Genomic DNA, 13,711 nt, shown 5'->3' on the forward strand with positions numbered 1-13,711 from the left:
CCACTACCAGGGGCTTGACCCCGGTCTCATCGTCGACGAGTTGCGCCCAGAGTCTGTTTGTCGTGTCTACTCGACTGATGGGACGGCTACCCGCAATGGATGCTGTCCATACCGTGCCGAAGATCCGAGACCGCACCCCGAGTTCCCCGAGGTCGACGCCCGCGGAGCGGATACGATCCCACTCGACCTCGCTGCAACTGGACACCACCGCAGGTGCCGGCACAGACTCGATCTTGCTCTTCCACTTGGCAGTGACGACCTTCTCGAGCTCAAGAACGATGGATCTCAGTGCGTTGCCGTCGACGTGGGCGGGGGCAACCGCCGCCAATTTCGCAGTTTTGGAGAGGTGAGTTCGCCAAGCGTCGGTCCATTCGATGGGCGCGTGCAGGAGTGCGTTCAGAGATGCCAGGAGATCGACCGATGCCCATTCACGCCAGTGCTGCTCGCTGCAAGCGGCAAGTGAGGCAGCCTCGATGACCCAGAAGGCCGGCGGCGACGGGACCGGCATATGGCGGCGAGTCCAGTCCAGCAACATCAAACGCGATTCAGCACAGGTCAGTCGGCGTAACTTTCCACGATCGATGTTGTGCTCGAACCCGACCCCCGACCACAGGTCGATGGTCACCCGACCATCGCCTATCCGAATACCGTGGACCGGACCGGTGCGGCCCGGTGGCTCGATTGCGGTCGGCGGGTCCCGGTCCGGCATAACAGTCGGCGAACAGGTACAGCCAGCATCGAGCCACCTCAGGTCGAGGTTCACGGGAAGTCACCTTTCAATCCGACATGCGCTCGGAGGAGAGCCGTGGGGCTGGCGCAACCCAGCCAGCCCCACGGACTCGTGGACAGGAGGAACTCTGTCGATGACCGAGCCAGGAACTCAGTCGATGACCGAGCCGATGGGGTCGATCAATGCGAGACCGGCCGTGGCCGGATCGTTGCTGGGATCGACCACCGGCACTGTCGTGGGTGCCATCGGATTGGCGGCCTGGCCGTTGGCGGTGACGGTCGCCGACACCATGCTGCGGAGGATGACCTCAAGGATCTTCTCGAACATGGTGTCTGGGTCCTCGCCGTGCTTGGCGAAATAGGCCAACCCTTCATCCGCGATCGTGCGGATCGTGTCGGGGTCGGCGTCGCGGTATCCGAACGCGAAGATGTTCGGCTTCCACGATCTCGACTTGAGTTCAGCGAGGGCGGCGGTCCAGTCGCCGCCGGTGTTGTGCTCTCCGTCGGAGACGAAGTACACCGAGGGTCGGAAAGTCTGGCGCTTGCGGCCGTCTGCGGTTGTCGCCAGTTGTGGCAACCCGGCCCGGTATGACGCCAGGGCTTCATTGAAGGCCGCGTGGAAGTTCGTACCATTGCCGCGCGCCGTGATGGGTGGCATCTCGACCGACGGGTCGGCGACGAGTGTCAGACCGAGATCCGTGCGTGCCGTGTCGGCGAACGTGACAATACCGAGGTACGCGTTCGAACTCGTCATCCCGTTCTGGCGGAGTTTCGAACGGAACCGCTCCAGTGCAGCGGATGCGCGGTCGAGGTCGCCGGCCATAGACCAGGAGACGTCGAGCACAATCAAACCGGGTACCGCGATCCCGACTTCGCCGACCTGAGCCGGCCCCTCCAAGACGGCGTCCGATCCGGCCGGGCCGCCGAACCCGCCGGCGGGACCCTCGAAAGCTCCTGCGAAAGGAGAGACCTGTGGACCGCGACCAGCACCCTGGCCTGAAACCTGACCACCTGCGACTGCGCCACTCACGGGGACGCCACCATTCATATTAACTGTCATGCAATCATCGGCGACATCGAAGGCGGACCCGGTGACAGCAAGAGCCCGGAGGACTCTGTCGGAAGTCTTCCGGGCTCTGTGCAGATGTGCGGCTGATCAACGCATCACCAGGCGGCGCCTACTGGTCGTCGTTCTCCTGTGCTGCTTCCTTGATCAGGGATTCGACCAGACCTCGAACGCCGTGCAGGACGCGGTTGGACTTGGCGACGTCGACCCTGCGGGCCTCCAATCGCGCGAACCACGCAGCATTGACATCGCCGCATGCTTCGGCATCTTTCGCGATCCGTTCGATCACCTCACGCGTGGGGACCTTGCCCGTCGGGTAGGAGCCCCACGTCAGAGGTGCGGCAGCGCGCAACCCGTGGAAGCACACGAGGATGGCATCCTGTGCGAACTGCTGTCGGACCTCCTCGGCGCTGGTGCCGCCGATTGCCGCTCCTTGCTGGAGACGGTCCTGCGAACCCGCTGCCAGAACCCACTTTGCAGCATCGATGGTAAGGGTCAGCTTGTCCAATGCGGAACCGGCGCGCGTTCCGCTGATCATCGCTGGCTTTCGACGCTCCAACATGGCGTGGGCACCTGCCCAAACGACTGCCTCGACACCGTGCTCATCGGTACTGCCGACGCAGCCGGAGATGCTGGTCACACCGTGCTCGCCGCATGCTTCGAAGTACGCATCCAGTGACACGCAGGCCAGGTTGCCCGCTCCTCCCTGACGCTGCCGATCGAACACTTTGGCAGCATCAAGGAGGCGCCAGTTGGCGTATTTTCGGACGATTGGCCATACCGTCCACGTCGGAACGCGGTGCTCACCCGGCTGCACATTCGTCATCTGGCTGCTGAGTTGGACCATGGCGTCGTCAGCCGCAGCCTCGCGCTCGGCATCCGGCAGCCGAGAAAACTGCCAGTGGCCGTACCGCCGCGCCCGATCCGTCACCGATCGAAACGACGCGTCGCGAGGTACGCGGTCGACCAACATGACCGTGGCCCATGTCCGCCCGTTCGTACGGATGGCGAGGTCCACAACCTCGCGGTACCCGGTCACACCGTGAGCCCTGAACCCCCTCAACGCGTCCCACGCGGCACTGATCACCGCGTCGACAACAGCCGCATCGATGCCAGCGCCCGCCGCCGCCTCGTGCAGCGCGGGCAGACCTGCCCGGAGCGCTTCGGGCAGGTCGCCGCCCTCGTGTTCCGGAAGGCCAGCGTTCCCGGACTCGGGCTCGGCCGACATCACGCACACGCCTTGTCGCGTCGGGGCTGGCTGGTCAGGTGCCACCCACTGTTGCAGGCCGAGCAGGAGTAAGCCCTGAGCTCGTTGCGGTGGGTTTCCTCGCCCAACGCGCGCGCCGCGGCACCGCGGTGTTTGGCGACTGTCAGCGCATCTTGTGCCTGGGTGCGATCGCGGTAGCGGATTTTGCCGGTCGTGCAGACTGGCAAAGCGTGGCCGTTGAGATTGCTGCGCTTGCGGCTGACCTTCTTCGCAGACGCGGCCGTCGGTTGGTACTTGGTGTGGTTCCTCAAGGTCGCTCCTCGTTCGGTGCGAGCGGGTTACTCGCATCTGGGAGCCACATCACAGCGACACAAAATGTGGGGCCAGTACGTGTGTGAACTTGGGTTAAGCGCGTGAAAGTGTGGGAAACGTTGTGGTTGTGGGCTTTGTCGTTTGACCTGTCTTTCGCTGTGACCGATGCCATTGCAGGCAGGCCAGGCTCAAATCTGGCAGGCTCAAGGACGTGGGAAGACGCAAGGATCAGTGGAGCGGGCCGTGGGCTGAGGTGGTGTCGGATCTTCGTAACGCATGCGGTGGAAAATGGACTGGCGTAGTTGACGCCATAGAGACCCTGGATAAGGGCGTGACCGCGCAGTTGGTCCCAGACGCAAAGGACCGTCGCGACGGCACGGCGAAGCTGATCAGAAACTGGGGAAGTCGCGGCACCGCCCCGCCGAAGGCCGCCGCTAATGCGCTGTCCCAGTTACTGAATAACGCGCTAAACGGCAAGATGTACAAGGTCGGAGTGGGCGGTGACGGTACGGAGCTATCAGCCGTAGAGATCTTGCAGCACCGATTGCAGGAGGCTGGGCAATGGCCCATGCCGGTGACAGACCGCTTCGAGTTGTCGCGCGCGAGCATTCCGGACTCCCGCGGGCTGTTGTACCGCCACGGGAGGTGCGTCTATCCACGAGTGGTACGACGTAAGCTACAACTCACCGACACGGCGACACGTTCTGAGTACGGACTCGTCTCGACTGACGGAGCCTTCATCGCTGCGAGGGATGGCGTGACGCTTCGCGTCGCTCGGTTGAACCGAGCTAGCGGTAGGACTGCGGAATGGCAGCAACCACTCGACCTTGCCGAACTCGGCGACGGCGACTTGCTGGCGATTGACAGCTTGGGCCGAGCTGACATCGCCTTCATATGGGCTGGCGAGAGCGGAACTGCAATCTATCGCGGTCGCCGCGATGGCTCAATTGTGGACGTAGTACAGCGACTTTCAACCGACCGGGCTTCAGCTGCAGTCCTAAATCGAGTTCGAGCGATGCTGTCATTCCCTGACTCAGACCGCGCCGGTGGCGATTGCGCCGCTTTTCCGGAACTGGGTGTGACGTCCTTGCAAGCCGCCCTCGCGCAGGGTCAGCTCATAGTGCTTGCGGTCGGGATGGACCGTGACGGGCGGAGCTCAGCTTGGGTCGAGGTCAACGGCCGACATCGTCAGGAAATGGACTCTGAAGTGGCCCTCGAACTACACCTCGGCACCCTCACTACCCCGAGATTGGTAGCCTCCGATGGCGCTCCGGTTGAGCTGTCACCGGCGCGGCGGGCGACGATGCCCTTTGAGCACTGGGTATCCCCACACCTCGTCGGGCAAGCTGCGATTGCGTAGACTCACGAAAACGGGCTTCTGGGGTCCATTGAATTGTCGTAGCTTCGAGAGGTTGGGCATGGTCGAGCGCGGTCCCCTGCTGGCCGATGTCGAACGCCGACTTGGCGACCGGCGACTGGTTTGGGCTGGCATTCGCGGGGATGATATCGAGCCGCTCGCGGATCTGTCGCAGCTCTACGCGTCGTTCTCGCTTGCCGGCAACTTCACAAGCCGTGGGGGGGTTCAGTCCGTCGCCTACGAGGATATGACCGGTATGCGGGTGGACCCAGAGATCTGGGACATCGACGATTACCCGCACGAACCTGCAACCAAAGAGTTCCGGCATGGTCTCTTGCGGGCACTGTCATCGGACGGCGCTCTATTACCGTACCGGCCGTCAGAATTCCTGTCCGCCGTCCACTTCGCTCGCTTGGACGACGACTGTCTGAACCTCGGTCTGTTTGGGGCTCAGCAGTCTGCCTTCGAGCACAAGCCATGGGTGGAGTCCGCAGTCCGTAAGTTGGGTCTGCCACGTATCCCGTGGACCTACGTCGCCGACGAGGAGCAGTTGAAAGCTCGGGACGTCATTCGGCATGGTTCTGTGGTGCTGCGGAGAAGCCGTACCTCAGGCGGTCAAGGCTTTGTCCATGTTGAATCACCCGACGACCTGGCATCAGCGTGGCCAACACTGGACGAAGCGTTTGTCAGCGTATCTCCGTTCATCGGGGGTGGTGTTCCCATCAACGTTGGAGCCACGGTGTGGCGGGACGGCAAAATCACCGTCCATCATCCGTCGGTACAGCTGATTGGCATCGAAAGCTGTGTAACTCGCGAGTTCGGCTACTGTGGTAACGATTTCGGGCGAGCACGAGATCTTGGCGATGAATCTGTCGCCCAGATCGAAGAAACCACCATTGCGATCGGCGAGTGGTTACACCAGCATGGCTACCTTGGCACCTTCGGTGTGGACTTCCTCGAACATGAAGGTACGCCCCTATTTACAGAGGTCAATCCGCGGTTTCAGGGATCTACCCACGCCTCGTGCAGATTGTCGATCGAAGCAGGTGAGGCATGCCTGATGCTTGAACACCTCGCTGCCATGCTCGGCCTACCCAGCCCCGAGAGAAGGCCTCTCCGTGAGATTGTTTCCGCGACACCGGACTTTGCCAATGTTGTTGTGCACTGGACCGGGCCATCGGCGCAGTCTGTAGATGCGTACGAACTAGCCGACCGGTTGCGGGAAGTCGATGACAGCATCCGCAGCGATGTCCTCACTCCAGACGAAGTGGCCAACGACCCAGGCTCGGCAGTCGCTCGGTTCACCCTCCGTAGGCAAGTCACGCGGAGCGGATTCGACCTCGTCGAACCCCTCGATGAAGTCATTAGCCAGTGGCAAGCCGCTTCCCGCGGAGCAACGGCAGAGGATTCGTAGTGGCGCTCACAACTTCTCGGCCGGACGACCCGCCTGCTTTCTTCCCAAGTTGGGCGGAATACATCAAGCGATGGAGAGGCGGCACGGATGAGACTTTCTGCCGTGCGATCGCCGCTATCTACGATCCAGTCGTTCGTGCGGGATTCGACTCGCTTACACAGAAAATCACGAAGGTCAGCACCGTGGACGCGTCTGAAGCTGAACGGGACGAGTTGCGTGCTGGGTTCGTGGCAGATCGTGAGAAGGCCAAGACCCGACTAGGCTTTCCCTGGATAACGCCGGTTCTGGGCAGCGGATGCCTGAGCTTGGCGGAGACCAGTGCCGCGCCGACGATCGAAGCCGTACCAACGTTGCTGGCCGGTGTATCGAGAGAGTGGGGCTACCTGCCTGACGGGACTGCGGTCCCGGACGCAGTTGAACGCTTTGCTCTGTCTCTCGTCGACTCAAAACTCGGTCGCGCCGCAGCAGATCGCGCGGCCAAGTTCGACTCGGAAATCGAAGTAGCCGAGACAGAAACCACAGAGATTGCGGCGAGGGCTATCCTCTGTGCTCGACTTCTCACACGCCTTTACTTCGAGGCTGGAACGTTAACTGAGGGCGCTGTCACGAATTACAATGGCACCCTTGAATTTTCGACGGAGTTACTCGGCCCGACGCCGTGTGGAGCCGAACTTGCAGACCTTCTGGTCGTGCCCTTGAGTCAACAACTCAGGATCCTCCAAAAGGAAATCGGCAGTCGCGACGAGGAACTCGCGTTTGTCGCCGACTTCGCCGCGGCTGTTTTGAAGGACCTTTCCGGGGCGGAAGGTAAGGCCAGTGTGACCGGATCTGACGCCATTCTCATGGCCGAGGTTGCATGGCATTTCATGACGGAAGGAACGTCGCAGTATCCGGGGTGGTCCGATCTGCTCACCCAACTGACGCTCGCAAGTGAATCAGCTGAACGATCGCACCGATGGCCACACTTGGACAACTTGTCTGCCGCCCGCGAGCGCCTCCACGCCCAAATAATCCAAACGACGATCGACTCTTGGGCATCCCGCGTGGGGAGTGTCCGGCCTTGCGGTACCGGGACACCAACGAGTGGTGTAGATGCGCCCAGCGTTCGGGACGATCTCTACGACGCGGTGGCGGAACTGCTGATCGCTCAGGCGAAGTTGCACAGTCAGACCGCGAGCGAGCGGGTGGACCAGCTTCCCCCAGCCGTCGCGTTTGTAACATCATTCGACCTGGAGCTTGAGATGGCGCTGATGGCGGCGCGTGTGCCTTTCCGGCTTGTCGTGCCGTTCTACGTCGGGCCCAGCGACACTCCAAACGCGAGAGCCTTCGTCTGGCTCCAGACGATCATTTCTGTGCCTTCGGCCAAGGATCAACTGACTCACGAGGATCTCTATCGGCTGCGTGTCACCAGAGATTGGGTCCTGCTCACGAGTCAGCCGGACCCAAATCTCGATGACTTCTCCATGCCGATTGTCGTGCGAGTGGCGGGTTCGCCGCTGATCAAAGTCGACGCAATCGACGACCTCGACGACGACGAGAAACCCTTTGCCAGCAAGGCCGGTACCACCGCTTCCTGGGTCATGTCACTGAAGGAGAGCCTCGGCGGGCCAGCGATGACGCTCGCCGGCACGGTCCTGTTAGACGAGTACACGGCCCTGCACCAATGGGCAGCAGAACTCGCGCAGCCACCGATTATCGACAATGAGAAGCACGACGAGCGACTCGGCCTTCCGGAGCGGCTCTTCAAAGGGGGTACTGACGATGACGCACGCTTCTGGTTCGTACTCGGAGTTCAGCTTAGCGACGAAGCAGTGCGACAACGGACCGCAGCAGTCGTGGGTACAGCCGATTTGCGAAGCCATGTCAGCAGGGGGCCTCGCAGCACGCTGCGCGCGGGTGTTGTGGTTAATCGCCGCACAACCCCGAACGAGCGAGACGTCTTTCTGTGGCAAGGCTTGGACGTTGTCGCGGCCACGTACGATCGCGTGGTCCCTGCGATCCGGCATATGGCCGCACACACGTCGACTCCGAAACTGCGACGTCTCAAAGGAGGCGTGTGCGAGATGGAAGGGGGTCCTGTGTGAGTCTGCTCAACGAATGGCGCGAGAGTGTTCTTGACGCAACGAAATCGCCATGGCCAGGCCCGCGGCCGATGAAGGAGGACCGCTACGCAGCCCGTCAACTGATCGGACGAGACACCGACATAAAGAAGTTCAAGCGGCTGTTATTCGACACAGATGTTGTGGTCTTCACGGGCGCATCAGGTGTCGGTAAGACCTCGATGCTGCAAGTTGGGCTGGTACCTGACCTGCGGGAGTCTGGCTACACCGTGATCGTCTGCAACAAATGGAGTCGTCGTTCAGACGAGATTGCGGCCATCACCGGAGACCACTCCGATCACACTGCGAAGGCTGACCAGCTACTCCAGGCGCTGCTGTCCGCCAGGATTCCAGTACGGGCTCGACTCGGTCTCAGCGACGGTGAAAGCCTCCTGTCGGCGCTCGACACCTATTACCGCGATAAGTGTGTCGTTGTGTTGGACCAGTTCGAGGAACTCATGCGCTACCAGCCGGATGCATTCCAATGGCTGCTGCGATGGATTGAGAATGCCGCATCGCTCACCAAAATCCGGATCGTTGTCTCGCTCCGCGTCGAGCACGAGCATCAGTTGAATGGAAGTTCGGGACTTCGGCTAGGTCCGTTCAGCCAGAAGAGGTATGAACTTCCTCCGATAACGAAACCCGAGCACGTCCGAGAGATTGTCGAAAGTCCCAATAGCTCTCGAGCAGAGGCCCTTGGTGATCTCTCGCTGCCGGTCATTAGCGCCAGTGCGAGCAAGCGGATTGAGAGTGCCTGGACGAAGGCAGGCGAGGAGGGGGCTCCGCAGGATCGAGGACTCCTGCACCTCCAGGCACTGCTATTCGCCCTTTGGATGCGTGGCGGTGGACGCTGTATCGAGGCTAGTGACGTAACGAAACACTTCCCGAAGCTGAATGGAGCTGCTCTGTTTAAGGCTGCGCTTGCGGAAGCGGTTGAGGTTTCCGTCGACAAGTGTAGTGAAGCCTGCATCTCGACGGGAATTCCCGACGTGCTTGCCGCACGCGCCAAGCACTATGTGCGAGCAATGAGCGTCCACCTCTCCAGCGGAGGCTTCAAGGTCGACCACTCGCGCGAGGACCTCGCCCAGCTAGTGGTATTCCGGGAGAGTCTCCACGAACTCTCCGCCGAAGCCAGGAACCTTGGAGAACAAGCGCGGCACCGCCTGGCGACTCTTGTTGACGAATCCATGGCCGAAAGCTCGATAGCACCGCTGACCCTGAATAACGACTGGGTGGCGATTCAACGCGAGTCACTGCTCGGCGCCGAAGTGGAGTTGCCGGCTGACCTCGGCGACCTAACTGCCGGAGTCCTCCTCGGGCGTTCTCCTGTCGAAAGTCTGCTGGAAGAGTATCGAGCCTTCTATTTCGCCATCGAGTGGTTACGGCTATGTGAGCTTATCCGGATCACGACTCCGGAAGAGAACAAGACCATGGTCAGCTTGATTCACGACCTGTTTGGCGCGGGATTGATTCAGTGGAGTTCAACTCAGGGAGGGGCTTTCGGGGGGCTGACAGCCGAGAACGCCACTCACCAGTTCTCTGTACTGCGCGGCGTGCGTATGTCGTGGAAGAACCTGCGCGACAAGAGCTTCCTAGAAGGAAGGCTTCTCGTCAACCAGCGTTGGAAGTACTGCGACGTATCCGGAGACTTTCGAGGTGTCACTTTTGCGAATTGTGACTTCCAAGGGACCGTGTTCAGGGACTGCACGTTCGACGGCGTTCAGTTCGTTAATTGCACCCTCGACGATGTGGAGTTGCTCGACTGTACGGTACACGGGGCTCCGATCCCCACGCCCGCGTCAGACGACATCCCGGCAGACATCAGGGCAAAGCTCGGTGCCGAGCCGTCCTTTTTCATCGGAGAGGCAGACACGCCCGCAGTAGGGTCCTTGCTTTGGTACGCCGAACCCCGACTGCCTGGCGGCACGCCACACCGTATCTACTCCATGCCCGGTGTCGCGGCGGTTGCGTCTGCCGAGTCGACATCTATGAGCGAACTGCCTTTTGAACCGCAGCCTGGCGGCCTCACCATGTTTGGTGGGCGCCTAAGCTCGCTGAAGATCCGAAACTGCAATTTTGCCCGTAAGGGACAGATCTCACTTCGACATGCGGCCGGCACCTCTGTGGAGCTCGCCGAGCAGAAGCAGGTGCGGCTCAGTATGTTCGATGTGGCGCTGAGAGGACTAACCATCACCCGACCCGTCGGGTATGAGTTGCAGTCCAAACCGCGTGACTTTGTCCTCGAATTCACTGAGTCCCACCTCATCAACACCTGGTTTGGCGTCGGGTTGCGAGGTTCGGCGACCTTCGACTGGTGCGTGGTGTGGCAGGTCCTGAATGCCGCCGACCGCGAGGATTTCAAAGTGAGAATGCCCAAAGGGCGCCAGTACGGAGTGGTGAACATCGAGCCGCTTCAGGACTGGCAACGCCTGTCGATGTCAGAGACGTCGCTCGGCAATGAGGACGCGACCGAGAACGCTCCGGCGTGGGACGGGCGGCTGGCTGTGCGTGCCGCGAGCCAAAAGATGGACTATAGACGATGATCTTCAGCGAAATGACGCTCAGGTACGTCAAGTAAGAACTCGAGAATCGCAGCCCGGACAAATAGTCCGTCGTCGCTCTGATCGAATATGCGAACCCTAGGGTGATTGAAGGCTTCACGCTCCATTTCATCAATGAGAGGGAGCGGCGAGAATACTCCCGCGTGTGCGGGCATCGATTCCAAGTGATCAGTCCTAACTCGCAACCGGGCACGGCCTTCCTCGTGAATTGCGCCATGCGGGATTCCGACCACATAGAGCGCGTCAACGTCGGCAATGTCGTCGAGAGGTCTGTACTCAATCAACTTATTCAGCTCCGACGGCCACTCGAGACCTTCACGGAGCGTCGGATCGGTGATGAACACCAGTCGGTGGGGTCGTCGTTCGGTGAGAAGGCGAAGGAGGCTACGCGCAGCGCGCATGCGGAGGTCGCCGCACATCGCGATCGTCTGCTGGCTGATAGGCACTGGAAGCTGGCTTAGAGCGAATAGATCGATCAGGGCCTGTGACGGATGTTCGGCGGCCGGCCCTCCGTCACCGCCACTCAGGACCGGGACTTTGACACTGTCGGGGACGACCAGTGGTTGATCCACTCGAGCGACAACGATATCGGTATAGCCCGCGAGTATGCGGATGGTGCTCTCAACTGATTCTGGCATCGATGCGTCGCTCGCTCGCAGCCCAAGTACCTCGATCGGCGTCGCACCAAGCCGAATCGCCGCTGCAGCGAATCCTGTACGGGTCCTTAGCGATGCCTGCAGAAATGCGAGTCCGACAATGGTCTGGTGGGTGGATGCGATAGGTGCTTCGCCGGACTTGATCTGAGCCGCTCGGTCGAGGATCTGGTCGACTTGATCCGGCCGGAAATCCGCAACGGAACGGTACAGGGTCACCCTGCCGCTCCCAGCATGAGCGGTCGATCATGAGGGTAGATGACGTGCCCATCCACTCCAGTCGCGAAGTTGAGGGTGTTGTGACTGCACGGCGGACAATCTGGCCCGAGGAACACTCCGAACTCGGAGACGATCTCTCTTGCACGTTCAAATGTTTCTCGCATGAACTCGGCAGACGGCGGCTTCTCGTTCTTGAGCGGTGTAGACATGTCGGGTCGGAACGGGCTGAGCACCGGAGTGCCGCCGCGTTCGGCAATTGCGCGGACCCCCGCCAGCGTGTCCTCCATAGTCTCCAACCCGACCATCAGCATCGATCGCGCGCGGCCAGGGCCAAGTTCGTCGGTTGCAGATTCAATGAAGTCCAGATAGAAGTCCAGGCCCTGATTGAACTTGTTCCGCATGTAATCTCGGGCTCTATCTCGGTTGAACAACTCGATGTTGATCGATAACTCATGCAGTCCAAGTGAAGCGAGTCGCGGGAGGTCGAAAAGCCCAGGCAGCGGCACCATCATCAAGTCCACTTGGGTGCCAGGAAACGCCTCCAAGACTGTCGCGTACAACTCTTGCATCCAGGGGATATCTTTGGGCTTCGGCGTTCCCCCAGAGATCAGCATGTGTCGTGCCGGCTGCAAGGGATCGTCCACTGCGATCTTGGCTGCCGACACAATGGCATCCACCGGTTTGAGGGCGTAGTCGGAAATCGGGTCGTCGTACGGGATGTTGCAAAACGTGCATGTCATCGAGCAACTGCGCACCGGCGAGAGTCGAGCTCGGTCTCCATGCGTGACTACGTAGTTGTTGAGCGGTCCGAAGTCGAGCGACGATCCGTGATATTCGGGCTGCGGCCAGAAGCCTGCTGCGCTCGCCAGGCCGGCGCCCTCGACCGAAAACCCGCCGTCAAAGTCCAGCACATATGGTGTCCTCGACACAAAGTTCGGGTTGTAGAGCTCTATCGGAGCATTTACCCAGACATCATCGTCCAAGTTGAGAATGACACCAGACGTCGAGGCGTAGTCGTGGGGGCTCAACGAGCGGTTGCGGTTCAGATCGGTGAGTGCGGCGATGGCAGCGTCGGACAGAACGATGCCCTTGTCCATGAGCTCGAACTTCAGAAGCTGGGCTTCCGTGAGATATTGCGACACCACTCTTAGCCTTTGCCTTACTCCGGCACTGCTGCGGGAGGTTCCTGGTCGTATCGTACCTACAATGAGCGAGACCGACGCGATCCTGGCTGCGCTGATGAACCGACGGAGCATCAGGTACGGATTTGAGGACCGTCCCGTTGGCCGCGAGACTATCGAACGTATCGTCGCGTGCGGCCTCGCAGCGCCTTCGTCCAAGAACGCACAACCCTGGCGCTTCCACATCGTAACTGAGCGCATGACACTGGACTTGCTCGCTGATGCGGTGGCGGACGCATCTGGCGTCGACAGCTACGTCCCTCACGATCCGCGAACAGGCGAGCCGTACCCGCAGTACCGGTCGACCGTCCTGGAGTCCGCCCAGGTACTCCGCGATGTACCGGCGACTATCTGGATCGAGAATCTCGGGGCGTTCAGTGCCGGGCGTCGTACGTTGCTCGTAGCCCAGCAGCAGGCGTTCGCGGGTGCTTTGGTTGGCTACGGCCTCGAACTGATGGGGATCGGTGCTGCGATCGAGAACATGTGGATTGCGGGCAACGCTCTTGGGCTGGCAGTTTCGTTCCTAGGCGATGTTGTGATCGCCGAATCAGACATTACTGCGGTGCTCGGACTGCAGAACGATCTGGTTGGAGTAATTGCCTTCGGATATAGTTCAGCCTTTCCACAGCCACCTATTGATGTCCGATCGTTCTCGGACTCGCCCCGAGTCACTTGGCACGGGATAATCTGACCAGATTCCCGAGAAACCTGGTGGCTGACCACCATTTCCGGCTTTGCAGGAGTTCAGACTATCGCGTATGGAAGGAGGTTGCGGCCAGCTAGCGCGCCAGAAACTTGAACTCGTTCGTCTGACCTCGCGATATGAGCGATGTGATCCGGAGGTTGCTCTTGACGCCTGAAGATTTGTGGGTGCATGTCGCATGTCGCAGAGGGGTTTCGGTTGCAACCGAGG

Annotated in this window: 10 protein-coding genes; 4 read left to right on the forward strand and 6 right to left on the reverse strand. The window is 60.7% G+C overall.

Features of this window, described 5'->3' with window-relative positions:
- The 4 genes from AMD30_RS19950 to AMD30_RS25110 form a co-directional block, all read right to left on the reverse strand.
- Nucleotides 1-625: hypothetical protein (locus AMD30_RS19950; RefSeq protein ID WP_231632800.1), on the reverse strand; the 625-nt coding region annotated here is incomplete at its 3' end.
- Nucleotides 626-880: 255 nt separating this feature from the next.
- Nucleotides 881-1,789, reverse strand: a complete 909-nt coding sequence (locus AMD30_RS19955) for a vWA domain-containing protein (protein ID WP_084817324.1) — start codon at nucleotides 1,787-1,789, stop codon at nucleotides 881-883.
- A 118-nt stretch (nucleotides 1,790-1,907) separates the two neighbouring features.
- Entirely contained in the window at nucleotides 1,908-3,026 is a 1,119-nt protein-coding gene (locus tag AMD30_RS19960) for a hypothetical protein (RefSeq protein WP_055476837.1), read from the reverse strand.
- Nucleotides 3,023-3,313 (reverse strand): hypothetical protein, encoded by a 291-nt coding sequence (locus AMD30_RS25110; protein WP_156354338.1) that lies wholly within the window; start codon nucleotides 3,311-3,313, stop codon nucleotides 3,023-3,025. Before AMD30_RS25110 ends, AMD30_RS19960 begins: the two co-directional genes overlap by 4 nt.
- Before the next feature lie 1,419 nt (nucleotides 3,314-4,732).
- On the opposite strand from AMD30_RS25110, the gene AMD30_RS19970 reads away from it, so the two are divergent.
- From AMD30_RS19970 to AMD30_RS19980, 3 genes are read left to right on the forward strand one after another with little or no spacing between them, the layout of a single operon-like run.
- A complete protein-coding gene (locus AMD30_RS19970; protein WP_055476839.1) occupies nucleotides 4,733-6,085 on the forward strand; it encodes an ATP-grasp domain-containing protein in 1,353 nt (450 codons plus the stop codon).
- On the forward strand, nucleotides 6,085-8,169 hold the full coding sequence (locus tag AMD30_RS19975; protein WP_156354340.1) for a hypothetical protein: 2,085 nt from the start codon (nucleotides 6,085-6,087) through the stop codon (nucleotides 8,167-8,169). Before AMD30_RS19970 ends, AMD30_RS19975 begins: the two co-directional genes overlap by 1 nt.
- The gene (locus AMD30_RS19980; RefSeq protein WP_156354342.1) at nucleotides 8,166-10,727 is read left to right on the forward strand and encodes an nSTAND1 domain-containing NTPase; all 2,562 of its coding nucleotides are present in this window, start codon (nucleotides 8,166-8,168) and stop codon (nucleotides 10,725-10,727) included. Before AMD30_RS19975 ends, AMD30_RS19980 begins: the two co-directional genes overlap by 4 nt.
- On the opposite strand, the gene AMD30_RS24730 is transcribed toward AMD30_RS19980, so the two are convergent.
- Together AMD30_RS24730 and AMD30_RS19990 are read right to left on the reverse strand one after the other, a co-directional pair.
- Entirely contained in the window at nucleotides 10,715-11,617 is a 903-nt protein-coding gene (locus AMD30_RS24730) for a hypothetical protein (RefSeq protein ID WP_084817325.1), read from the reverse strand. The two genes, AMD30_RS19980 and AMD30_RS24730, sit on opposite strands and share 13 nt — an antisense overlap.
- The gene (locus tag AMD30_RS19990) at nucleotides 11,614-12,759 is read right to left on the reverse strand and encodes a radical SAM protein (protein ID WP_231632801.1); all 1,146 of its coding nucleotides are present in this window, start codon (nucleotides 12,757-12,759) and stop codon (nucleotides 11,614-11,616) included. The genes AMD30_RS24730 and AMD30_RS19990 overlap by 4 nt, the downstream gene beginning before the upstream one ends.
- A 64-nt stretch (nucleotides 12,760-12,823) precedes the next feature.
- On the opposite strand from AMD30_RS19990, the gene AMD30_RS19995 reads away from it, so the two are divergent.
- A complete protein-coding gene (locus AMD30_RS19995; RefSeq protein ID WP_055476843.1) occupies nucleotides 12,824-13,489 on the forward strand; it encodes a nitroreductase family protein in 666 nt (221 codons plus the stop codon).
- Nucleotides 13,490-13,711 lie beyond the last annotated feature (222 nt).

This window comes from Gordonia sp. HS-NH1, assembly GCF_001418765.1.
Classification (GTDB): Bacteria; Actinomycetota; Actinomycetes; order Mycobacteriales; family Mycobacteriaceae; genus Gordonia.

What these genes read in the sequence shown, in the direction of transcription:
- AMD30_RS19955 (WP_084817324.1), bottom strand. Translation starts at nt 1,789, where the DNA reads ATGACAGTTAATATGAATGGTGGCGTCCCCGTGAGTGGCGCAGTCGCA.
- AMD30_RS19970 (WP_055476839.1), top strand. Translation starts at nt 4,733, where the DNA reads ATGGTCGAGCGCGGTCCCCTGCTGGCCGATGTCGAACGCCGACTTGGC.
- AMD30_RS19995 (WP_055476843.1), top strand. Translation starts at nt 12,824, where the DNA reads ATGAGCGAGACCGACGCGATCCTGGCTGCGCTGATGAACCGACGGAGC.